Source organism: Tautonia sp. JC769 (assembly GCF_040717455.1).
Classification (GTDB): Bacteria; Planctomycetota; Planctomycetia; order Isosphaerales; family Isosphaeraceae; genus Tautonia.
Genome location: NZ_JBFEFH010000005.1, coordinates 244903 through 268721 on the forward strand (window position 1 = coordinate 244903; position 23819 = coordinate 268721).

General features: G+C 70.7%; 15 protein-coding genes. 5 read left to right on the plus strand and 10 right to left on the minus strand.

The genetic code is table 11. The annotated features are described in order from the left end of the window. Positions 1-236 precede the first annotated feature (236 nt). Positions 237-2108 carry a hypothetical protein gene (locus AB1L88_RS07790; protein ID WP_367096079.1) on the plus strand — a complete coding sequence of 624 codons (1872 nt, stop codon included), beginning with the start codon at positions 237-239 and terminating at the stop codon, positions 2106-2108. Positions 2109-2123: 15 nt separating this feature from the next. Here AB1L88_RS07790 and AB1L88_RS07795 read toward each other — a convergent pair whose 3' ends face one another. The 7 genes from AB1L88_RS07795 to AB1L88_RS07825 all read right to left on the minus strand — a co-directional run bounded on the left by AB1L88_RS07795 (position 2124) and on the right by AB1L88_RS07825 (position 13882). Then, a complete protein-coding gene (locus AB1L88_RS07795; RefSeq protein ID WP_367096080.1) occupies positions 2124-2969 on the minus strand; it encodes an inositol monophosphatase family protein in 846 nt (281 codons plus the stop codon). After that, positions 2956-6477: a UvrD-helicase domain-containing protein gene (locus tag AB1L88_RS07800; RefSeq protein ID WP_367096081.1), complete on the minus strand. Its 3522-nt coding sequence runs from the start codon at positions 6475-6477 to the stop codon at positions 2956-2958. Before AB1L88_RS07800 ends, AB1L88_RS07795 begins: the two co-directional genes overlap by 14 nt. Continuing rightward, positions 6474-9689 (minus strand): PD-(D/E)XK nuclease family protein, encoded by a 3216-nt coding sequence (locus AB1L88_RS07805; protein ID WP_367096141.1) that lies wholly within the window; start codon positions 9687-9689, stop codon positions 6474-6476. Before AB1L88_RS07805 ends, AB1L88_RS07800 begins: the two co-directional genes overlap by 4 nt. Then, positions 9664-10695, minus strand: a complete 1032-nt coding sequence (locus AB1L88_RS07810) for an undecaprenyl-diphosphate phosphatase (RefSeq protein ID WP_367096082.1) — start codon at positions 10693-10695, stop codon at positions 9664-9666. Before AB1L88_RS07810 ends, AB1L88_RS07805 begins: the two co-directional genes overlap by 26 nt. 56 nt (positions 10696-10751) lie before the next feature. Next, the gene (gene pgsA, locus AB1L88_RS07815; RefSeq protein ID WP_367096083.1) at positions 10752-11345 is read right to left on the minus strand and encodes a CDP-diacylglycerol--glycerol-3-phosphate 3-phosphatidyltransferase; all 594 of its coding nucleotides are present in this window, start codon (positions 11343-11345) and stop codon (positions 10752-10754) included. A 76-nt stretch (positions 11346-11421) separates the two neighbouring features. After that, positions 11422-12870 (minus strand): 30S ribosomal protein S12 methylthiotransferase RimO, encoded by a 1449-nt coding sequence (rimO, locus tag AB1L88_RS07820; protein WP_367096084.1) that lies wholly within the window; start codon positions 12868-12870, stop codon positions 11422-11424. A 148-nt stretch (positions 12871-13018) separates the two neighbouring features. Beyond that, positions 13019-13882, minus strand: a complete 864-nt coding sequence (locus AB1L88_RS07825; protein ID WP_367096085.1) for a TIM barrel protein — start codon at positions 13880-13882, stop codon at positions 13019-13021. A gap of 185 nt (positions 13883-14067) precedes the next feature. On the opposite strand from AB1L88_RS07825, the gene AB1L88_RS07830 reads away from it, so the two are divergent. The 3 genes from AB1L88_RS07830 to AB1L88_RS07840 all read left to right on the plus strand — a co-directional run bounded on the left by AB1L88_RS07830 (position 14068) and on the right by AB1L88_RS07840 (position 17501). Further along, positions 14068-14910 carry an HAD family hydrolase gene (locus AB1L88_RS07830; RefSeq protein ID WP_367096086.1) on the plus strand — a complete coding sequence of 281 codons (843 nt, stop codon included), beginning with the start codon at positions 14068-14070 and terminating at the stop codon, positions 14908-14910. 63 nt (positions 14911-14973) lie between these two features. Further along, positions 14974-15903: an NUDIX hydrolase gene (locus tag AB1L88_RS07835; RefSeq protein ID WP_367096087.1), complete on the plus strand. Its 930-nt coding sequence runs from the start codon at positions 14974-14976 to the stop codon at positions 15901-15903. 494 nt (positions 15904-16397) lie between these two features. Then, complete coding sequence (locus tag AB1L88_RS07840) at positions 16398-17501, plus strand: substrate-binding domain-containing protein (RefSeq protein ID WP_367096088.1); 1104 nt, start codon at positions 16398-16400, stop codon at positions 17499-17501. 60 nt (positions 17502-17561) lie between these two features. Here AB1L88_RS07840 and AB1L88_RS07845 read toward each other — a convergent pair whose 3' ends face one another. Then, positions 17562-18869, minus strand: coding sequence for a lactate racemase domain-containing protein (locus AB1L88_RS07845; protein WP_367096089.1), 1308 nt, complete (start codon positions 18867-18869; stop codon positions 17562-17564). A 230-nt stretch (positions 18870-19099) separates the two neighbouring features. Then, positions 19100-20986 (minus strand): glycoside hydrolase family 15 protein, encoded by a 1887-nt coding sequence (locus AB1L88_RS07850; protein WP_367096142.1) that lies wholly within the window; start codon positions 20984-20986, stop codon positions 19100-19102. Between the two features lie 299 nt (positions 20987-21285). Between AB1L88_RS07850 and AB1L88_RS07855 the strand changes: the two genes are divergently transcribed. Further along, a complete protein-coding gene (locus tag AB1L88_RS07855) occupies positions 21286-22995 on the plus strand; it encodes an ATP-binding protein (RefSeq protein WP_367096090.1) in 1710 nt (569 codons plus the stop codon). An 80-nt stretch (positions 22996-23075) separates the two neighbouring features. On the opposite strand, the gene AB1L88_RS07860 is transcribed toward AB1L88_RS07855, so the two are convergent. Beyond that, the gene (locus AB1L88_RS07860; RefSeq protein ID WP_367096091.1) at positions 23076-23558 is read right to left on the minus strand and encodes a hotdog domain-containing protein; all 483 of its coding nucleotides are present in this window, start codon (positions 23556-23558) and stop codon (positions 23076-23078) included. Positions 23559-23819 lie beyond the last annotated feature (261 nt).

Consider the following 23819-nt stretch of genomic DNA (forward strand, 5'->3'; position numbering starts at 1 on the left):
TCGAGATTGACGACGCGAGCGATGCTCCCTGACTCGGCGAGACGAACCCCAAGGATGCAGGGGTTGACCCGCCGCGACGGACCCCGGCCTCTCGGCCCGTCCACCACACCCGATTGACGCTGCCCCACCGACGACGTGACGTGTTGAAGCATGCCGGAGACCGCCTTGATCCGCCCCGGATCAAGACGGCCTGTCCGCCCGGACCGGGTTGGCCACAACCGAGGACACGGACCGTCATGCACCGGCTCAACGCCCCGACCGCCGCCCTGATGGCCGCGGCCCTGCTGTTGCTGCCCGCCGCGCCGAACCAGGCCCGAGCGGACGATCCCCCCGCCGACCTCCTGGCCGGTCGCGAGGCGCTCAGCCGGGGCGACGGTCCGGCGGCCGTGACATTGCTGGAATCGGCTTTGCTGACGGTTGCCTCGGCCGATCGCCCGGCCGTGCTCGATGACCTCAGGCGGGCCTACGATCGGGCCGCCTCCCAGGCCGAGGCCGCGGGAGATTCCCGCCGCGCCCGCCTCTATCGCGAGAATCTCCTCATCCTGAATCGGTCGCGACGCCCGACCGACCCGGCCGTCTCCCGATCCTCGGACGAAGCCGAGGCCCCCGAGCCGGCCACTCCCCCGGAGCAGTCGCCCCCCCCTGCCCCGCAACCCGAGGGAAATCCGCCGCTCCCCCCCCCGGAATCACCCGGGCTGTCTCCCGTCCAGGAGGCTCCCGCGGGCACCGTCGAGCAGGACTCGCCGGGCTCCGATCCGACGGCCGAGGCCATTTCGAAGCCCCCGGCCCCGGCCCCGGACCCGACCGCTGACCCGGCAGACGACGCCGAGGCGACGACCGGCGCCCCCGGGCCGCAACCGCAAGCAACGCCCAATCCGCAGCCGGTCGCCCTCGATCCGGCCCCCGACCAGGGCCAGACCCTCGCCGAGGTGCTCCGATCGGCCGATGCCGCCTTCCGCTCGCAGAAGTACGACGAGGCGGGCCGGGTCTACGCCCTGCTCGCCCGGCGCGGGCAGTTGCCCGAATCGCACAAGGGGGTCTGGGCCTACTGCCGGTTCGTCGCCGTGGCGAGGCGGATCAACGCCCAGCCCAGCACCCCGGCCGAGTGGTCCGCCATCCACGCCGAGATCCGGGAGGTCCGCGCCCTGGCCCCCGAGATCTGGTTCAGCGAATACCTCCGCCGCCTGGCCACCGAACGCTCGGCCACCGTCGGGGCCAGGCCGAGCGCCTTCGTCGTCCGGGGGCAGTCCGAACCGGGTGGCGTTCCCAAGACTTCCGGCACCTGGCAGATCCTCGAAACCGAGAACTTCCGGATTCTCCACGTCGATCCCGCCCTGGCTCGTCAGCTTGCGCAACGGGTCGAAACCATCCGAAGGGATCTCTTTCGCTTCTGGGACCGAGCCGAGTCCGAGGCCCCCGCATGGTCCCCCCGCTGTGACCTGTACCTCTACCCGGACGGGTCGACGTTTGCCCGAATGACCGGCCAGAGCGCCGAGTCCCCCGGGTTCTCGACCCTCGACCTGAGCCGAGGCCGCGTCGTCTCGCGACGAATCAACCTCCGCGCCGATGCCGATCGGCTGCTCGATGCCGTCGTCCCGCACGAAGTCTCCCACGTCGTGCTTGCCGACCTCTTCCCGAACCAGCAGATCCCCCGCTGGGCCGACGAGGGAATGGCCATCCTCGCCGAGCCGACCGACGCCCAGTCGGCCCGACTGGCCGACCTCGACGCCTCCCTCTCGGCCGGCCGGGTCTTCCGCACCGGCCCCTTGATGGGCGCATCGGGGCCCAACGACCGGGACTGGGACCTGTTCATGGCCCAGAGCGCGTCCTTGACCCGCTACCTGGTGCAACTCGACTCGCCGGCCCGATTCCTCGCCTTCGTCCGAGCCTCGCAACGCCTCGGCCTCGAACCGGCCTTGAAGACCGTTTACGGATTCGAAGATGCCGAGGACCTTCATGCTCGATGGCTCTCGCACGCGAGGCGGGAATCGGCGACCTCCCCCGATGAGCAGATCGCCGTCCGACCGAACGACTCCCCTCGTTCCCGGTCGCGGACGCTCCCCCAATTGCGACCCGGAGACGAGCGTCCCATCCGCCTGAATCGCTGATCCCCGGCCCGGCGATCAGGACCTCGGTTGAGGCGTCAGCACCCGTAACACTTCCTCAAGCAACGATCGGTCAGAAGTGCTCAGGAGATTGCCTCCCGAGAGGATTCGCTCCCGAGAGCCATCGAACGCCGCGACCGCGCCGCCGGCCTCCTCGACGCAAGGCACGAGGGCGGCGATGTCCCACGGATTCATCAACGAATCCCAGGCAATGTGCAGCCGCCCCCGACAGACCAGGGCATGCTGGATGCAGTCCCCGACGAACCGGAACCGACGGGCCGACCGGATCAAGGCCGTCAAGCGATACGGGATCTGGCCCTCGGTGGCCTGGAGGTCGCTCGAATGCGGACCGGTCGCGGAGGCATACGCTTCACTTAACGGAACGGGAGGAGCGACCCGGACGCGCTCCGGCGGCTCGACGGATGAGGGCCGCCACCAGCAACCGAACCCCCGCGCGGCGAAGGTCGTCTCGCCGGTGGCCGGCTGGTGGATGACACCGACCACCGGATTCTCGTCTTCCACCAGGGCAATCAGGGTGCCGAACATCGGCAAGCCCAGGGCGAACGAGGCCGTGCCGTCGATCGGGTCAATGATCCACCGCCGTCGCGACCCGTTCCGCCCGCTCTGTTCACCGAATTCCTCGCCGAGGACGCCGTCGTCCGGCCGTTCCTTGCCCAGGAGGTCGCGGATCCGCTCCTCCGCGGCGCGGTCGGCCGCGGTCACTTCCGTGCCGTCCGGCTTCCACTCGACCGTGCAGCGGCGATAGTACGGCAAGATCGCCTCCGTCGCGGCCTCGGCGAGGGTCAAGGCGAGGGCCAGGTCGGGGTGGCTCGTGGGGTCGTTGATCGAGTCAGGAGCGGTCATGTTCGGCCTCGGATCGAGACGCCCCGGCCGATCGACGGCGGGCGGACCGGGCTCGGGGGCGTGCGGGAGGAGTCTCGCCGGCGATTGTACGGGAGAACCGCCGGCGGTCGAGCCTCTGCTCCATCGCCCCTCCGGAATCGCCCGAGAGGCGGACCAGCCAGCCCTCCTCGACCTGGCCCAGCCCCAGCCCCGGGGCCGCCCGGCCCGAGAGCACGAGCCGGCGCTCTCCCCACCCTGCCGGCGACTGCGGGTGTTCCCAGGCCACCAGGTTCCAGGCCCCTCGCTCGCGAAACGCCAGGTCAAGCTCTCCCCGGTGCACGCCCTCGACCGCCTCAGGCCCGGCCCCGTCTTCGAGCACGGTCCAGGCAACGCGGCCCACCCGGGCCTCGGCCGCCGCGATCCGCCGCGCGAGCGACCCGGCACACCAGGGGATCAACAGATGCTTGGCCGCCTCGACCACGCGAGGAGGCGAGGCCGGCATCGTCCCCCGCCCCGCCCGCTCGATCGCCGCGCCCGGGTCGTCCACCCAGGACGGGTCCGGATTGCACACCACCCGCCGGATCAGGCGCAGCACCCGGCCCGCGAACGGCGGCAGGCCGGTCTCGGGGTGATGCTCGATCCAGGTGGAACGCATCGCATTCATCGGGCGATCCGGGCCCGATTCCGGGGTCGCCCGCACGATCGCCCGGGCGATCGTCAACCGATCGACGCGCTTGCGCGTGACCGCATGCCGGAACGATTGCCGCTCCGGCGATCGGTCCAACACCCCGACCCGAGGGGCGGGCCATCCTGCCGGGAGCTCCGCCAGCAAGCCACCATTCGTCAGATCGAAGCGCCGGTGAATCCGCACCATGGCCGGCGCATAGGGCCGGTAGAACTTCTGTCGCGACGACTCCTGGCCGCGATCCCCCCGCAGCAGCGGATTGTTCAACCCGTTCGAGAGGATCAGGTGACTGACGGCCCGGGTCGCGGCCACGTAGAAGAGCCGATCGGCCTCGTCTCGCTCCTCGCGGGCTTCCGAGGCCCGATACAAAAGCTCCCCGAGCCCCCGAGCGGCGTTCTCCTGCCCGTAGCTCGGCCCGTCCTCGCCCGGTTCGGGGCCCGTCCGGACGATCGGCCCGTAGCGATCGTGCACCATCACCGCCTGCGATCGCGGCGGCGCGGCCCGGTCGAGGTCGGGCACGATCACGATCGGGAATTCGAGCCCCTTGGCCCGGTGGATCGTCATCAGGCGGACGGCGTCCCCTTGCTCGGTGTTGGTGGCCGCCTGGTCTTCCCGGGCGAGGGTCCGCAGGTCGTTCCGCAGCCGGGCCACGAAATCGGCCAGGGGATAGCCCCCCCGGTCGTACGAACCGGCCAGGCGGACCAGCTTCCGCACGTTCGCCCGCTTGCGGTCGCCGAGCGGGTCGGCCACGATCGCCGCCTCGAAGCCCGACTCGTCGAGCACATGATCGCAGAGCGTCGCGATGGGGGCCCGATCCTTGAGCGATCGCCAGCGATTCAGGAGCATGCGTGCCCGAATCGCCCGCCGACGATCCGCCGGGCCCAGCTCGGCGACCTGGTCGCAGCGTCGGAGGTTCTGCTGCAACTCCGCCGGCCGGTCCTCCGGACGGGCGTTGGCGAGCCAGTAGAGCGCCTCGTCGCTCAACCCGAAGAAGGGGCTCCGCAGCGTCGCCGCCAGCGCCAGCGGGTCGAACGGATCCTCGATCGCCGCCAGCAGGTTGACCACGTCCAGCACCTCCTGCTGGGCGAAGAAGGCCGAGCCGTCGACCGTGTGGTAATCCAGGCCCTCGGCCGCGAGGGCTTCTTCATATACCCCGACGTTCGTCAGGGCCCGGAACAGGATGGCGACGTCGTTCGGCCGGGCCAGCCGCCACGAGCCGTCCTTCGGGTCCTGGATGGTCCACCCCTGTTCGAGGCGATCGGCGACCAATCGGGCGATCCAGCCCGCCTCGACCCGCCGCCTCGCCGTGATCGACCGCCCCGACGACTCCGGCTCGTACGCCCAGAGGAACTCGACCGCCGGCGGGTCGTCCGGCGACGAAGGCACGGCCCGCTCGGCCCGGAGCGCCTCGGAGGGGTCGGCGTACAGGTCGGCGAACAGGGCATTGACGAACTCGATCACCCCCGGCACGCTCCGGAAATTCCCGGTCAGGGAGAGCCGCCCCTCCTCCTCCAGGCCGTCCCGGAACCGGGTGAAGATGGTCGGCTCGGCCCCCCGGAAGCGGTAGATCGACTGCTTCGAGTCGCCGACCAGGAACAGGCGGCCCATCGACGGGTCGTCGCCGGCCAGCGCCTGGACGATCGCGCCCTGGATCGGGTCGGTATCCTGAAACTCATCCACGAGCAGTAATTCGATTTCCTCCTGAATCGAGGCGAGCACCTCGTCCCCGCCCTCCAGCAACAACGACCGAGCCTTGAGCAAGAGATCATCGAAATCGGCCAGCTCGCGATGCCGCTTCAGACGATCGACCTCGTCGAGGGCTTCCCGGGCCAGCGCCGCGAACCGGACCCCCAGCTCGGCCGACCGGCGGGTCAGGTCCTCATCCCATTGCAAGGATTTCCGCGTGCGATCGACGGACTCGCGCAACGCCTTGTAGCCATCGCGGACGCTCATGTACACATCGATCGAAGTCCAGTGTTTCCCCGTGCCCCCCCCCGCGACGGTCGCGTGCTCCCGGATGACCTCGAACGAGAGTTCGGGGTGCGGGGCCTCGGGGAGGAGCGGGATCTCGCCGAGCAGGACCGCTCGCCGCTCGGCCCCGACCGGGTGCTCGCACTCGTGGTCGCGCAGCAGGTCGAGCAGCGGCCGGGCCTCCTCGACGAATCGCCGCAGGAGCGACGGCTGCCCCTCGCCCAGCCAGGCGGCCTGCCAGCGATCGATCAGCTCCGCCGGGCTCAGCTCGGCCCATTGCGCCGGGTTGGCCAGGGCCCGGCCGAGCAGGAGCGACCGCAGGCCGTTCCGGACGGCGTCGAGCCCCAGCTCGACCGCCAATGCCACGAGGTCCGGATGGCCGTCGGCCAGCCATCGACGCATGCAGATCCGCAACGCCTCATCCCGCAAGGTCGGGGCGATCGACTCCTCCAGCACGCCGAATTCCGGGGGCAATCCCGCCTGCTCCGGGAATCGCTTCAGCAGCTCGAGGCAGAATCCGTGAAAGGTGCCGATCCGCCCCGCCTCCAGGCCCCGGAGCACCCGGCGCCAGTGGTGCGCCTCCGGCCCCCCGGCGTCGATCCGGCGGCGGCACTCGGCCCGGATCCGCCCGCGCATCTCGGCCGCGGCCTTCTCGGTGAAGGTCACGGCCACGAGGCGGTCGAGCGGCATCCGGTCGTTCAGGGCCAGGACGAACCGATCGGTCAGCACCCGGGTCTTGCCGCAGCCGGCCCCGGACGCCAGCGCGACGCTGACCCTCGCGTCGAGCGCCCGCTGCTGCTCGGGGGTCGGCGGATGGGCCGTGGCCGCCTCGACCATCACGCTCGGCTCGGCGGACGGGTCGGGGCCGTTCATCGCAGGTCCTCCTCGCCCGGCTCGCTCATCGACGGGGCCTCGGCCCAGGGCTTGCGGGCCTGCCGGACCTGATGGAAGCGGCAGACGGTCCGGTAGTCGCAATTCCGCTCGCAGTCGAGCTTCGCGTACTGCGCGGGCATCATCCCGCGCCGGAGGCGATCGACCAGGTCGAGCACGAAGCGGACGATCCGATCGGGGCCGGGCTTCCAGCCGTCCCGGGAGAACAGGTCGCCGTCCCGGTACTCGGCCAGGGTCACGAGCGGGGCGTACCCCTTGCCCCGCAGGGCCCAGTAGCCGGCGTCGATCGCCCGGGGGTTCTCCTCGGCCGGCAGGGCCCGCTCGACCGCCATGGCGTAGAGCGGCAGTTGCAAGGCCAGCCCCTCCTCCAGCTTCGTCCGCGAGGGGACCGACCCGGTCTTGTAGTCGATCACGCGGAAGAGCAGGCCCGAGGGATGGCGGGTCAGGTCGATCCGATCAATCATGCCTTGCAGCCGCACCTGTTCATCCCCCTCGCCCAGGACCAGGGCCGGGCCGTCGCGGTGCTCCTCGTCGCCGAACGAGAACTCGAAGTACTCGGGGGCCAGATCCCGGCCGAGCGACTCGGCGTAATTCCGGAACTGATCGGCATAGGTCTTCCCGATCCTGGCCATCCGCTCGGCCTCGATCGCCCGCAGCCCCCGCCCGACGTCGGAGCTGGGCCTCGCCTCGCGCTCCAGCTCGTCCCGGACCGCCCGCTCGATCCGATCGGTGATGGCCTCATCGAGCGAGATACCGCCCGGGGGCGGCTCGTCGCGCAGGCCCAGGTGCAACGACTCGAGGACCGCGTGCATCAGGCTGCCGCCCGCGGTCCGGTCCTCCTCCAGCTCGTCGCGCTCCTCGATCGGATCGAGGCGGAGCACATAGCGGAGGTAGAACTGGAACGGGCAGAAGGCCAGCGATTCGAGCTGGCTGGCGCTGAACGTGTACGACGGGCCGAACTCGGAGGCCAGGCGATCGATGATCCGAGGGTCGCGGAGCATCCCCTCGAACCGGCTGATGGCGTGCCGTCGGGGCTTCCAGGCGGGGATCCGCGATCGTCGCTCATTGACCAGCAGCGCCGAGGCCGAGGCCCGCAGGCGTTCCCGGTGTTCGGGGATCGTCGCGAGCATGGCCAGCTCGCTCGGGTCGTTGATCGCCGCCCGGGCCATCGCCCGGACCCGCCGCTCGGGCGGCGATTGCGGCGCCGTCTCCCGGAGCGCCGGGTCGAGCTTCCGATTATCCCGGACCACGACGTGCCTGACCTCGTCCGACAGGAGCGTCTCCACCTCGACGAGGAACCCGGCCGCGAGCTGATCGACCCCCTTCTCGTCGCTGGTCGGGTATGCGAGCGTGAGGCTGACCTCGGCCGCACCCAGCACCCGGAGGAACCGCGCCATCTCCCGGCCGAACGGGGTCGGCTCCGAGGCGGCGATCGGCGCGTCATCAAAGCGCAATCGCATCTGGCCGGCAGTCCTGCGACGGAGCGTCGGCGGCTCAGGCTCACCCACCGGGGAGAGGTCGTCCCCGTCCCGGCTCGGTTCCGGGGCCTCGTGCGACGCGTCGTCCGGGTCGGCGGTCGGCCCCACCGACGATCGGTTCGGGAAGGTCCCCTCGGCCAGGTTCGTCAGCAGGATGTGCCGGGCGAGCACCCCGGCCGCCTCGTCGACGGTCGCGAATCGGATGGCCCCGACCGTCGACGAGGCGGGCGGGGGCAGGTCCCGGAGGATCGCCTGCACCTCGGCGACGAAGTCCGCCCAGGTCCACGAGTCGTCCCCTCGGCCCAGGCCGTCGAGCACCATCGCATGATCATCGAGCGCGCCGAACAGGTGGCCGAGCGCCTCGTCCGATTCGGGATCCAGGCCCAGTTCGATCGCCAGGCCGGCCAGCCGATCGACCTGTCCCGCCCAGGGACCGGGCACGGCGACCGCGTTCAGGCACTCGGCCAGCCGCCGGAAGACCGGCACGGCGATGCCCCCGAGCCAGGCGAGCCGCTGCCGATGGCGGCGGAGATAGTCGGGCTTCGAGGCCGATTCCTCGCCCCCCGGGGCGTGATCGACCATCCGGCCGAGGGCCTCGGCGATGGCATCGCGCCCCCGGTAGACGCGGGCCTCTCGGATCGCCGCGGCCGAGGCGGCCAGGGCCATCGGGTGCGCATCGGCCTCGTCCCATCGCGGCCGGATCCGGCCGTTGCGGAGAAGCCGGCCGAGCAAGTCGGTGTCCCAGTCCTCGACCGGCACGCTCATCGCCAGCTTCAGGGCCTGGACGGCCGCGTCGGAGCCGATCGGCCGATCGCGCCCGGTCGAGACGGAGAGCCCCCACGACCGGAGCGTCTCGACGGCGATCGACGCCTGCTCATCCCACGATCGGACGAGGATCAACAGCTCCTCGGGCGGCTCCCCCTCGCCCAGGCGATCGCGGGCCCAGGCGGCCGCCACGCGGGCCAGCCCCTCGCCGGTCGAGGCCCCCCGGAGCGCCAGCCCCTCGGCGTGCTCGACCCGACCCCGGCCGTGGTGCCCCTCGCGGAACAGGTGCCGGTCGAGGCCGGCCAGGCCGGCCGGGCGATGGTCGGACGGCCCGACCGACGTCTCCAGGAACCCCCACGCGAGCATCCGCTCGCGGAACCGGGCGGCCGGGGCGTCGACCTCGGCGCGATCGGGGGCCCTGTCGACCGTCAGGACCAGCCCGAGCTGGTTGATCGAGTGCCGCATCGCGTCGATGGCCAGGCGGACGGGACGATCCTCGGTCGGCGGCTCGACGACGACCACCCGATCGACCGCCCCCCACGACCGGGGGAGGGACTGGGTCAGGTGCAGCCAGCTGGCGTAATACGACCGCAATCCGGCCTCGTCCACGGCCCCGAGCCGGCCGAGGATCTCCTGGTAGCAGCGGTAGACCGCCCGCAGCTCGGCCTCGACCGCGCCGATGGGCGGGGGAAGGTCCGAGGGGGCCCGGCCGGCGGCCATCCACCGGGCGATCCGGCGGGAGACCCGGCGGCGGAACCCGGACGAGTCGGCGACCGATGCGGAGACGGAGAGGGCCCCCTCCTGCCTCGCCTGCTCGATCGCCGCCCGCAGGGCGGCCCGGACCCCGGCAGGCCCCGGGCAGAAGGGCCCTCCCGGGTCGTCGGCGCGGAGGTCGTGCCAGAGGTCGTCCCAGCAATAGACCCGGTCAGAGGCGGGCCGGCCCGGCGCCATCGCGAGCCGACGGGCCAGGCGGTCTCGGGCCAGCGGCGTCGGCGCGATCCAGGTGGTCGCCCGCCCCTTCGGCCCTCGGGCCCGATCGAGCCAGGCCGCCCCCACCGGGCCGGTCCAGAGCCTCCGGTCGACCGCCTTGCTCATCCGTCATCCCCCCCGAGACCTCGCCCCGGCCCGACAGCGCCGCGGACCCCAGCACCACGCCCGACAGCAGCACCAGGTATACAGAAAAATACCAGAGCCGCCCCGATCGGACAATCCGAACCAGCCAGACAATCGCCCCGTAGCCGACCACCCCCGAGAGGATCGTCGCCAGGATGGTCATCTCCAGGACCTCGGTCGAGAGGGATTCGAGGCGGAGATCCTTGCCGACCAGGACTGTCGCCCCCAGGATCGCCGGGACGTTGATCAGGAGGCTGAACCCGACCGCCCAGGTGCGCGAGAACCCCAGGGCGAGGGCGGCGGCGATGGTCGATCCGCTCCGGCTGATCCCCGGCGTGATGGCGATCGCCTGCGCCAGGCCCACGAGCAGGGCATCGAGCCAGGTCGTCTCGGCCGGCCCCTTCTGCCCGGCGGCCATGCGGGTCGTCGAGAGCAGCAGGGCCGCCGTGACGAGGAAGGCGAACCCGGGGACGATCGGGTTGTCGAACGCCTCGTCCACGGCCCGCTTCAGGGTCAGGCCGACGACGACCGCCGGCAAGGTCGCGATGGCCGCCAGCAACCCGCTGCGGAGGACGACCGCCCGGGGCGGCATCCCGGGATCGCCGCCCCCGGTCGCCAGCGAGTGCGCGCCGGACCGCATCACGCGACGGTAGAAGACGAGGATGGCCAGCAAGGTGCCCAGGTGCAGCATCACGACGAAGAAGAGGCCGTCGGGACGGTCCTCGACCGTCCCCAGCGATTGGAACAGGGACGCGGCCACGGCCAGGTGCCCGCTGCTGGAAACCGGCAGGAATTCCGTCAGGCCCTGGATCACGGCCAGGGTCAGCGCCTCGAACCAGGTCATGGGTCGGTCACTCGGGGATTGGCCAGGAGGGGGTCGGGATTCGACTCGGGGCGCCTTTACATGTCGCGCAGCCTCGGCGCCGCGACGGCCAGATACTCCACACCACTATAGATCGTCAAGAGGACGGCGACCCAGATCAGGAGATCGCGGCTGACCAGGACCCAGGTCGCCGGGTCGGCGCCGAGGGCGAGGGCCACCAGTGCGGCCACGATCGCCGCGCACTGAAACACCGTCTTGAGCTTGCCGGCCATCTTGGCGCCGAAGGCCACCCCCTTGCCCTCCATCATGCTCCGGAGCCACTGGATGACCAGCTCCCGGACGACGATCACCGAGGCCATCCAGGCCGCCACGCCGCTGCCGGGGATGGCGACCAGGAAGATCAGGACCGCGGCGATCAGGAGCTTGTCGATCAGCGGGTCGAGCTGGCGCCCGAAGGCCGTCTCCTGCTTCAAGAGCCGGGCCACGTAGCCGTCCAGGGCGTCGGTGATGGCCGCGATCAGGAACAGGACCAGGGCCGGGATGTACCACCTGACCTCGATCAGCCAGAGCGTCGCCACCCCGAAGAACAGGCGAGCCACGCTCAGCGCGTTCGGGATGTTCAGGACCCCGATCGGCTTGCTGCTCGTGCTGGGACTGGCCTCAACTCGCATCGCGAATCCTTTGTGCAATCGGGAGGGAACGTCACCGCACGGGCGCCTGATCGCGGAGGGACCGAGGTTCCTTTGCTCAACCGGGCAGGATGGTGAACGGCGAGGCCGGGGGGAGTTTCCTGGCCTTCGGCCTCGGTCGGCTCTTGCGCCTCGGGCCGGCCCCCTCGACCGGCCGGGCGACCAGGTCGTACCCCTCCGTCATCAGGATCTCGCAGGGGACGAGATCCCCGGCGCGGAGGTTGCGATCGCGGACGAAGACCAGGCCGTCGACGTCGGGGGCGTCGGCGTAGGAGCGGCCCGCCCAGACCCCCGGGCCGTGCTCGGCCGGGGCCGGGCCGTCGATCAGGACGTCGAGCGTCTTGCCCACGAGCGAGGCGTTGAAGGCGAAGGCGATCGGTTGCTGGGCCGCCATCACCCGATCGCGACGGGACGCCCTCACCTCGTCGGGCAGGTGGCCGGGCAGCTTCGCGGCCGGGGTGTCGGGCTCGAGCGAGTACGGGAAGACGCCGAGCCGCTCGAACTTCGTCTCCTTGACGAACTCCAGCAACTCCTCGAACTCCTCCTCCGTCTCGCCGGGGAAGCCGACGATGAAGGTCGTCCGCAGGACGAGGCCGGGCATGACCTCGCGGAGCCGTCGGATGATCTCGACCGTCTCGGCCCGGGTGTGCCGGCGGTTCATCATCTTGAGCATGCGGTCGTTGATATGCTGGAGTGGCATGTCGAGGTACGGGATGATCTTCTCTGACGAGCCGAGGGCCTCATACAACTCATCCGTGAAGTAATTCGGATAGTTGTAGAGGATGCGGATCCAGCGGAGGCCGTCGACCCGGTCCAGCTCCCGGAGCAACTCGGCCAGCCGGGGACGCCCGTAGAGATCGACGCCGTAGTAGGTCATGTCCTGGGCGACGAGGTTCAGCTCGACGACGCCGTCGGCGGCCAGCTCCTTCGCCTCGGCCACGACGGACTCGATCGGCTTGGTGAGGTGCTTGCCCCTCATGTACGGGATCGCGCAGAAGGTGCAGAAGCGGCTGCACCCCTCGGAGACTTTCAGATAGGAGAGGTGCCGGGGGGTGATCCGCAACCGGGCGGTGTCGTCCATCGCCCGGACGGGGGCGGGGTTGAAGATCGAGCGCTGCTCGTCGAGGCCGCCGAGGATGCGGTCGGCCGCCCTGACGATCTCCTCCCGGCCGAAGACGCCGATGACCTGATCGACCTCGGGCACCTCCTCGAGCAGGAGGTCCTTTTGACGCTCGGCCAGGCAGCCGGCGACGACCACCCCGCGGACCTGCCCGGCGGCCTTGCGGTCGAGCATCTCTCGGATGACGGCCAGGCTCTCGGCGCGGGCGGCGTCGATGAAGCCGCAGGTGTTGACGATCACCAGGTCGGCCCCCTCGGGGGCCGCGACCGGCATGTAGCCGTCCTGGGCCAGCAGGCCGAGCATCCGCTCGGAATCGACGGTGTTCTTCGGGCAGCCGAGGCTGACGAAGTGGAAAGTCCGGTCGGTCGTTTTCTGATCGGGAATCATCCTCGCTCCGCTCCTGAAGTTACGACACATGATACGGGGTTTTGGGGAGTCTCGCCAAGTCCGACACCAAGAAAGGGGACGCCATCGACGGGCGATCCGGGGCGGGCGGCTGATCCCTCATCTGGGATCGGGCGACGCGATCCGACACTTACGGGGCGGGATTGCTCGCGCCGAGCAGGCGATCCAGGCCGTCGAGGTTGGCGCGGAGCTGCTGCTCGGCGTCGGCCTCGGGGACGTGGTCGAGGACGCCGATCGGGCCGTGCCAGCCGCTCGACCGGATGACCTGGAGGAGCCGGGCATCCTCTTCCCCCTGGCCGATCACGATGATCTTCCGCCCCTTCGCCTCGCCGTCGCGGTCCATGCCGTTGAGGTTCAAGGCAAGCAGATGGGGCTTCATGGTTTCGAGCAGGGTGGGGAAGCGGTCGAGGTGGTCGTGGCCGTGGTGGAGGTTGTAGACGATCCCGACGTTCGGCAGGCCGAGGGCCTCGATGACGGCGATCTGGTTCTCAGGGTCGCCGAACCAGCCGCCGTGATTGTAGAGGGCGACGGTGCAACCGACCTCGGCGGCGGCCTCGGCGATCGGGCGGATGCGATCGGCCTCGGCGGCGACCCGGGCGCTTTGGTCCTCGGGGGAGGTGGTCGGCTCGCCCCCGCCGGTGACCCAGAGCTGCGGGGCCAGGTTGTGCTCGGCGAGGGTCTTCAGGAAGAATCGGGCGGTGTCGTCGAGCGTGGTCGGGAACCAGAGGGCGGTCAGCTCGATGCCGTGGCGGTCGAGGGCCTGCAACTCCTCCTCGAAGGTCGGCAGGTGCTCGGCGCGCCAGTCGTAGGCGAGGCGGCGGAGGCCGAGCCGGTCGAGCATGGCGGCCCGCTCCTCGGGGCCCCGCTGCGCGGCGTCGAAGGGGACGATGCACCAGGCGACGAGGTTGGCACGGTCGAACAGGTCGGCCGGGGATTCGGGGGCGGGGTCGTTCCCGAGCAGGAGCGCGGCGGCGAGGAGGATCGACGGGGTCATGGTCGGGGCTTCCGTGGGGTCCAGATGCGGGGCAGCGACTCGGCCATCCATCATACGATCGGCGGGGGACGGCAGGGGAGCGGCAGGGAGGCCCGATTGCCGCTCCGGGGCGGTCTGCCTACGATGGTTCCATCGCAAAGGACGGCCGGAATCGCCCTCCCCCAAGGCCCCGAACGAGTCGGACGATGCCCGCGTACAAGCTGCTGGCGCTGGATGTAGACGGCACCCTGATGGGGAGGGATGGTGTCGTGCGGGCCCGGACGGCGGCGGCGGTGGCCCGGGCGGCGGCGGCCGGGATCCAGCCGGTCGTCTGCACCGGGAGGCGGTATCGGAGGGCCTTGCCGGTGGCCCGGCAACTGGGGATCGCCGCGCCGGTGGTGTGCAACTCGGGGGCGTTGGTCAAGGACACGGGGAGCCACGCGACCCTCTGGCGGGCCGACCTGGGGCGGGAGCTGACGACGGCCGTGCTGGAGGTCCTGCGACGCCTGGGGGAGCCGGCCGTCTCGATCGTCGACCACGAGGAGACGCCCCCGGACTTCCTCATCCCCGCCCGGCCGACAGGCAGGGCCTTGTTCGACGACTACGTCGAGCGGAACGGGCCGTATGCGCTGGTCGATCCCCACTGGATGACCCGGCCGGACCAGGGGGACCACTTCCACCTGTTCGCCGTGGGGGAGCGCGCGGCCATGCTGGAGGTGGAGGCGGCATTGATCGAGGCGGCGCCGGGGATCCTGAGGACGTTCGTGCTGCATACGTCGGCCTATTCGGGGACGATGTGCGAGGTGTTGAACACCGAGGCGAGCAAGTGGTCGGCCGTGCTGCACCTGGCCGAGCGCTGGGGGATCGACCCATCGGAGATCGTCGCGGTCGGGGACGACGTGAACGACCTGCCGATGATCGAGGGGGCCGGGCTCGGGGTGGCGATGGGCCAGGCCCCGGAGGCGGTGCGGAGGGCCGCCGACCTGGTCGCGCCGACGTTCGAGCAGGACGGGGTCGCGAGCCTGATCGAGGAGGTCTTGCTGGCCTGAGGGTTTCGGATCGGGCCGCGATCGGCGATCGTAGGGCGAAACCCAGGAGGACGAGGCCCGACCATGAGCGCATCGACCGGACCGCAACCGCCGCAACGCAATCGAGCACAGGATCGGGCGTCCTGGGACCGCGAGCCGGAGGGGGACACGACCCTCGAATCGAACTGGCTGATCACGCTGCGTCGGGAGCGGTACCGATCGCGCAACTCGGGAAAGGCTCATGACTTCTATGTGGTCCACCTGGCCGATGCGGTCAACGTGCTGGCCCTGACGCCGGAGAATCGGTTGATCCTGGTCGAGCAGTTCCGGGCCGGGTCGGCGACGGACAGCCTGGAACCCCCCGGCGGGCTGCTCGACCCCGGGGAGGACCCGCTGGAGGCCGGGGCGCGGGAGCTGCTGGAGGAGACCGGGTACGCCGGAGACGAGCCGATCATCCTGGGGACGGTCTGGGCCTGCCCGTCGCTGTTGACCTCGCGGATCACGACCATCCTGATCCGCAACGCGAAGGCGATCCGGGAACCGAACTGGGACGAGGGGGAGGAGTTGCGCCTGAAGCTCGTCCCGGCGCGGGAGGTCCCGTCCTTGATCCGGAACGGGACGATCGGCCATGCGCTGGCGATCCAGGGATTGCTCTGGTGGCTCGTCTCGGAGCTGCCGGGCACCCCGCTGGAACTGCCGGAGGTCTTCCGGGCGGAGGACCGGCAGATCGGCCTCGGCCGCCTGATGGTGGCGATCGCCGTGATCGCACTCGCGTTCGGCTTGATGCGGACGATCGGCGAGACGGGGACGCTCCTGATCATTCCGGTCTTGCTGCTCGTGCCGGCGTATCTGCTGGTCGATCGCGTGGTGGATCCGATGCCCAGGACGGTCCTGACCCGGTCGATGGGGCGGTGGGGACGACGCTCGCTGCTCCGGGCGTTGGCCACGCTCGCCCTGGCGCAATTGCTCTGGCTCAGCGTGATGGTCATGGCCCGGATGGCGCTCTTGATCTGACGCGGAACGGGTCCGGGAACGCCCGGGAGCGCCCGACCCAATTGGCCGAAACCCCTTTGAAAGCAACAGGTTGCAGACTCCGGATTGGCTTCGTTCCGTTGCGGAGCGCTCCGGCGATGGCTTCGTTCGTCGAGGGGGCCGGGCCGATCGACGGTCGAGGGTTGCGAGGTCGCCGGGGAGGTTGGGAAGACGGCCCAAGGGGGTGCATCGGGGGTTCGGGGCGTCGGGTTCGGGGATCAAGGTGAAGACACAGGGCCACGAGAACAGTATCGGGGAAATCGGGCGGGCCAGTCACACAAAATGCCGAGCGATCGCTAGCGAGGCGGAAGAGCGAGGCCCGTGTCGGCAAGGAACGGAATCGCGTAGAATGCCTCGGAGCATGGGCGACGAGGGGAAAGGAGTCGGATCGATCGCGGGACCGTTCCGCCCCTCGGCGGCAGGTGGATGAGGGTCGAGGGATGGTGTTCTCCCGGTTCCGGAGGTTCGATTCGACGATGAGCCGGACGGCTGCAACGATCTGGGTCCTGATGGCCCTGGTGCCGGTGGCGGTGGTTTCGGGGTGTGGCGACCCGCAAGGGGACCGGGTCGCCCCGGTCGCGACGGACCCGGGGAGCCAATCGGGGCTGGCGGGGCTGCCGGCGATCCCGAGATCGGGGGGCGGCGCCCCTCGGATCACCTTCCTGCTCCCGAATCCTCCCCGGGTGCAACCCTTGATCTGGAAGGAGGCGGCGCAGCTCGATGCCGCGAAGAAGAACGTCATCTTCACGGTCCGGACGGCCGGCGAAGGGGAGTCGATGGCCGAGCTGGTCCGCCGGGTGGGCCGGGAAGGGACGACGGCCTTGATCGTGGTGGTCGACGACGCCGAGGCCCTCGGACCGGCGATCGCCGAGGCCAGGAACCGGGGGATTCACGTCGTGACGATCCTGGAGCAGGTGACGGCCGACGGCGAGCCGGTGCCGGTCGTCGTCCGGGGGGATTATGCGAGGGCGGCGGAGGAGTTGGTCGAGGCCGCCGCGGCCGACGCGACGACCCTCGGCAAGTCGGCCGAGGGGCCGGCGCTGGTCATCGCGACCGAGGAGTTCCCGGAGGCGGATCGACGCGCCGAGGCCCTGTTCGAGGCCCTGACGAGGGCCGGGATCGAGACGATCGGCGAAGGGCCCCGGACGGTCTCGGGGGGCCAGTACGACATCGGCGAGGCGGTGCTGGAGACGCTCAAAAGCCGACCGGAGCTGGCCATGGTTCTGACCGGCGACGACACGAGCTTCCTCGGCGCGACGATCGAGCGGAGCGAGCTGCCGGAAGGGACCGGGTTGACCGTGGCGGGGTACCTGGTCGATCCGGAGAGCTTCGACATCGTGGACCAGTCGTTCGCCTCGGCCGCGGCCTTCGCCGACGACCGGGGGCTCGGGATCCTCGCCTTCCGGAACGCGATGAGCCTGGCGAGGGGAGAGGCGGTGCCCGATCGGACCGTCGTCCCGATGCCGGTCCGGAGGGCGCCCGGGCCGCCGGCGTACGGCCGGCTCCGGTTCGACCTGAACCCGCAAGACGCCCCGCTGGAGGGGTTCGCCCCGACCGACCGCGGGCAGGACGAGGGCTAATCGAAGCGGAGAGGCACCGGTCGGCGCCCTGTGCCTCTCGCTTCGCGATCCCGACCTCGGTCAGGCGGTGACGTACGCGCCGGACGAGCGACGGCCTCGGACGCTGTGGGGGAAGAGGGATTCCTGGTCGAGGGTACCGGTGGCGTCGAGCGGGATCGGCCGGAAGTCGGTCTCGAAGCCGAGGTGCGGGTGGGCCTCGACGTCGCCTTTCAGGGCGGGAGAGACCCAGAGGTGATCGACCTCGAGCGTGTTCGGGATGAAGACGACGCGGGCCTCGTCGGGGGTGATCCGCCAGCAGGTCTCGAGGCAGACGCGGAGGACCTCGCGGTCGGTCGGCAGGGTGATCGGGATCCGGGCCCGTTCGAGGAAGCAGGAGGTGAGGACGTTGATCCGGAAGGGTTCGGGGTCCATCTTCTCGACGATCCGCTCGGCCGCCAGGTCGGCGAAGCCGACGCCGACGATGTTGCCGTGGCTCTCCTCGGAGACGTCGAGGACGGCCAGGCGGGTGACCTTCGGGCGGTCGAAGTCGGGCATGGTCTCGACCATCAGGCGGCCGATGACGTTGGGGTCCATGCCGGCCCCGGAGTAGTTCTTGCCGATCTCGCCGACGACCAGGACGTCGATCTGGTCGAAGGGCAGGCGGCCCATCAGCTCCCGGGCGCGGCGGAGGAGGCCGGGCTCGACGTCGAGGATCGTGTCGGGGTCGACGGGGACGATCTCGGCCGGCTCGTCCTTCGCGTTCTCGAGGATGGCCAGGCCGAGGGCGAACGGGGTGTTCTTGATGAGGAACTTCCCGACGGCGGGCAGGACCTCTCGCATCCCGGTGAGGCCGAGCTTGTGGATCTGGCTGGCCCCCTCGCGCTTGCCGAGGCCGATGACCATCATCTTGAGGATGCCGGACTCGAACTCGCTGGTGAAGTCGGTGTGCGGCTTGACCCGGTTGAGCAGGACGATGCCGTCGGCGGCCAGGGCGTTGTTGTCGAAGTGGATGGGCAGGCCGATCGGGCTGGTGCCGATGACGGTCGTCTCCATGTCGGTCTTCACCTCCACGCCGAGGCGGTCGGGGGTGATGCCGTACTCGGCCAGCAGCTCGCGCTGGCCCTCGGAGGTGTTGCCGCCGTGGCTGCCCATCGCGGCGACGATGAAGGGGTTGAAGCCCATCGCCTTGAGTTCGTCGATCGCGGCCCTGGCGATGACGAAGATGGTGTTGATCCCCCGGCTGCCGACGCCGACGGCGACGCGGCCGCCGGCGGGCACGCGGTCGGCGATCCGGCTCTCCCGGATCAGGCGGCGGACGGTGCCGGGGACGTCGTCGACCCGGGGCTGGGGGACCGACTGGCGGACTCGGGCGATCGGCGGGAACTCCATCGGGCGGACCTCATCGGGCAAGCGGGGGGGCGACTGGCGGGAGACGTGCTGGTCGGGGGCGGACTCGGCGATCGGGTCGGATGGCGGCCCGGCCGGCGATCCGCGCGGAGCGACTCAGTTCCCATCCATTAGAATCGGCCGATTGCGCCGCGACAAGGCGAGCGGCCCGAGGACGGACGCCCCCCCCTTCGTCATTTGCCCCGATGCCGAGACGATCGCGGGGCGGACGATCAGCCGGGGGCGTCCTCGGCCCCTTCGCCGAGGTCGCGACGGTCGCCTTCGAGCGCCCGAGCCAGGGTGACGCCGGAGGCGATCACCCCGACGTGGCTGAACGCCTGCGGGAAATTGCCGAGGAACCGGCCGCTGGAAGGGTCGATTTGCTCGGCGAGCAGGCCGACGGCATTGGCCCGGGCGCAGAGCGAATTGTAGAGGTCGAGCGCCTCGTCGACCCGGCCCTGGAGGGTCAGGTTGTCGACGAGCCAGAAGCTGCACAGGAGGAAGGCCCCCTCGTGGCCGGGGAGGCCGTCGGGGGAGCGGTCGGGATGGTAGCGGAACAGGAGGCCGTCCCCGGCGTCGAGCTGCTGCCGGACGGCCTCGGTGGTGGCGATCATCCGGGGATGATCGGCCCGGACGACCCGGCGGAGGGGGAGGGCCAGGATGCTGGCGTCGAGTCCGCTGCGCTCCTTGCCGCCGACGTGCTCGGTCAGGGCGTTCTGCTCGGCGTCCCAGGCCTGGTCGAGGATCGTCTCGCGGAGGCGGGCGGCGTCGGCCCGCCAGCCGTCGACGTCGCCGGGCAGATTGAGGCGGTCGGCGATCCAGGCGCCTCGGTCGAGCGCGACCTGGCAGAGGGCGGCCGAGTAGGTGAACGGCCGGCCCGAGGAGCGGACCTCCCAGATGCCCTGATCCGGCTCGTCCCACTCGACGCGGGCCGCCTCGATCAGGGGGCGGAGGCGGTCCCATAGACCCTCGCCGATCCGGCCTTCGTGGCGGACCCACTGGTAGGCGCAGTCGATGATCTCGCCGAAGACGTCGTGCTGGCGCTGGGTCGCGGCCCCGTTGCCCCACCGGACCGGCTGCGAGCCGCGGTAGCCGGCCAGGGTCGGGTCTTCGCGCTCCGGGTCGGGCTGCCGGCCGTCGATGGTGTAGAGGACCTTCGGGCGCCCGCCGTCCCGGTCGATGATGTCGAGGACCCAGGCGAGGAAGCTGCGGGCCTCCCGGTCGACGCCGATCCGCCGCAGGGCGTAGACGGAGAAGGCGGCGTCTCGGATCCAGGCGTAGCGGTAATCCCAGTTGCGGACGCCGCCGATGGCCTCGGGGAGCGAGGAGGTCGGGGCGGCGATGATGGCGCCGTTCTCGACGTTGTCCATCAGCTTCAGGGTGATCGCCGATCGTCGGACGAGCGGGGCCTGGGGCCCCTGGTACGACAGGCAGCCGAGCCAGCGTCTCCAGGCGTCGATCGTGTCGTCGATCGCCTGCAAGGGGGGGGTCGAGCGGTCGTCCTTCTCGACGCCGTTCCAACGTAGGGTCAGGTGGAGCCGGTCGCCCGATCGGAGCCGGAGCACGGTCCGGGGGCCGTCGAGCGGCCGATCGGCGATGAGACTGAGCACCAGCTCGGGCCGGTCGGGGAACCGGATCTGCCAGGCGTCTCCCCGGCGACGGAACTGGGACGGCTGCCAGGTGTCGAAGGCGACCCGGAGGGAGGCCGACCCGTCGAGCACCTCGACGCAGCGGACCAGCTCGCCCCGGGCGGCCTGGGCGTCGTCGGAGAGGACCGAGCCCCGGTGGAAGGTCATGGCGTCGATGACCCGGACCCGGCCGGTCGGGCATCGCATCTCGGTGGCCAGGATGCCGGTCTCGTCGAGGTACGCCTGGCGCGATTCGAGCAGATCCTCGGGGGCGACGGTGAACGCCCCGCCTCGGTCCCGGTCGAGGATCCGGCAGAAGACGGGGGGGTGGTCGAATCGGGGGACGCAGAGCCAGTCGATCGCCCCATCGCGGCCGACGAGTGCGCCGGTCATGCCGTCGCCGATCAGGCCGTGATCCTCGATCGGCAAGGCCCCGTCGACCTGTTCCAGCGGCTGCAACGGTCCGTAACGCAGGTGCTCGGTCCAGTCCATCGTGTTTCCCAGCATGATATGTGTGTCGGAGCGGCGCGGGCGGGGCGGGACGGGGCGGGCGTCGGTGCCGGGTCGCGTCTCGAACGGGTTGCGGCGTCTCGTCATGCGTCAATCGATCGGCGTCGATGATCGAAAAATTGTGACGAGCAAAATTCGTGCCGTCCCCTCGAAACCGAGGGGGCGGCGAGGGGCGCGGGTTGACGGGGCCGGAACCGTATGGCTAGCCTTGGGCGAGGAGGGGAGGATCCTCCGGGAACGGCCCGGAGGGGCCTCCTCGACACGATCGGGGGAGCATCGCCGTGGCCTCGTTGCTGGTGGTCCAGGGGGCCGATCGGGGCAAGCGTTTCGAGCTGTCGGAGCGGCCGACCACGCTGGGCCGGGAGCGTTCCAGCCCGATCCGGCTGTACGACAGCGAGGTCTCGCGCCGCCACGCCGAGATCCGGCCCGAGGCGGGGGGGGCGGTGCGGCTCGTGGACCTCCGCTCCGCCAACGGGACGTTCCTCAACGGCCAGTTGATCGACGACGCCCTGCTGAAGTCGGGCGACCGGGTCCAGATCGGCTCGACCGTGCTGCTGTACGACGCCGGCCCGTCGGCCAAGGACGACCTGACCGACCGGGTCGACGTGCTGGCGCTGGCCAGGGCGGAAGACCGCTCGGAGATCGTCCGGAGCCTGCCGGTCGGGCACGGCTCTCAGGTGCTCGGCGCCCCGGAGTCGGCCGGCGAGTGGCTGAAGGTCCGGCTGGCGAACCTGTCGGTGATGTATCAGGCGACCCGGGCCATCAGCGACGTGCTCGACCCCGAGGCGCTGCTGCCGCAGATCCTGGAGCTGGTGTTCGAGTCGATCGGGGCCGACCGGGGGGCGATCCTCCTGTTCGAACGGTCGGGGGAGCTGACGCCGAAGGCCGTCCGGTGGCGGGGCCCGGTGCAGGACCCGGACGAGCGGATGCGGATCTCGCGGTCGATCGTCGACCACGTGCTGACCGAGGGCCAGGGTGTCATCACCTTCGACGCCCCGGTCGACCGGCGGTTCGGGCCGTCGCAGTCGATCGTCGACTACGGCATCCGGGAGGCGATCTGCGTGCCGGTCCAGGGGAGGCACACGACGCTCGGGGTCCTGTATGCCGACGTGAGGGGCTCCCGGGAGATGGTGATCGACGGGCCGGAGCGGGGCCGGCCGCGCGGGAAGTTCACGCAGGAGCACTTGATGCTGATGGTCGCCATCGGCCACCAGTCGGGCCTGGCGATCGAGAGCACGAACTTCTACCGGGACAAGGTGGAGGCCGAACGCCTGGCGGCCGTCGGCCAGACGATCGCCACGCTGAGCCACCACATCAAGAACATCATGCAGGGGATCAAGGGGGGGAGCTACCTCGTCGAGATGGGGCTGGGCCAGCAGGACGACGAGATCACCCGCAAGGGCTGGGGGATCGTCGAGAAGAACCAGGCGAAGATCTACAACCTGGTGATGGACATGCTCTCCTTCTCGAAGGACCGGGAGCCGGCCCTGGAGCCGACGGACCTGAACGAGGTGGTGGGGGACGTGGTGGAGCTGATGCAGTCTCGGGCCGCCGAGCTGGGCGTGACGATCGACTGGCAACCGGCCGAGGGCCTGCCGACCGTGCAGCTCGACCCGGACGGCATCCACCGGGCGGTGCTGAACGTCGTGACCAACGCCCTGGACGCCGCGGAGGGGCGGCCCGGGGCCCTGGTGCGGATCTCGACCGGCCTGGACGAGGAGCGGCAGCTGGCCCTGGTGGCGGTCGAGGACAACGGGGTCGGGATCCCCGAGTCGGAGCTGGCGACCATCTTCGAGATCTTCTCGTCCACCAAGGGGGCGAGGGGCACCGGGCTCGGCCTGCCGGTGTCGGACAAGATCGTCCGGGAACACGGCGGGCAGATCGTCGTGACCTCGACCCAGGGGGTCGGGTCGCAGTTCCTCTTCCAGTTGCCCATGAGGCCGCCCGAGGACTCGTCGGAAGAGGACGCCCTGGGCACGCTCGGGGATTGATCGGCCGGCGGGCGGGCCAGGTGAGGGGCGAAGGGCGAGCGGATCGCTCCGATCCCCCCATCACTGAACAACGAGGACGATCAGGGGGAGGGCTCGCGACCGGACCGGACCCGGACGGCCAGGAGCTGCAAGGCCCGGCGCTGGAGCTCTCGCCAGGGGGCCGGGGCGGGGAGGCTTTCCGGGTCGTTCGGCCCGCCGATCGGGACCGGGCGGCCGCCGGCATCGACCTGGACGAACTGCATCAGGCCGTCCATCCAGTCCCGGGAGCGGCCGACGAGCGGCATCCCGCGCAGGGCGACGACGACCTGGGCGCGGGTCCGGTGGACCTCCCTGCCGCGCAGCTCGACGACCCGGCCGACCGGCACCGGCTCGAAGCAGCGGAGGTCGAGCACGCGCTTGAGCACGAGGTTGGCGGATTCCCCGAGGGTCCGATAGCCGGTCGCATAGGCGGCCTCGAGCGCGAGCGAGAGCAGGACGCCGGCGTAGAGGGTCCCGTGGTGGTTGGCGTCTCTCGGGAGGATGAGGCGATGGGTCAGGGTCTCTCCCTCGCCTTGGAATGACATGGCGTCGACCGCTCCTGGAATCGCTTGGGTCCAAGTCCTTCGCCCATCCTCCCGAGATTAACACGCGGGCGCGGGCATCGCAATCGGTCCGGGTCTGACTCCGGGGCCCGGCCGGAGCAAGCGGCGAAGGACCGGTGAAGGTCGGATGAGATCGCGTTTTTTTCGATCGGGACGCGTCGCCTCGACGTCACACCACCACCCCCGAATCGTAAGCTGATTACCTTCGACATCATCCGCGTCGAGCTTCGACACCATTCACGA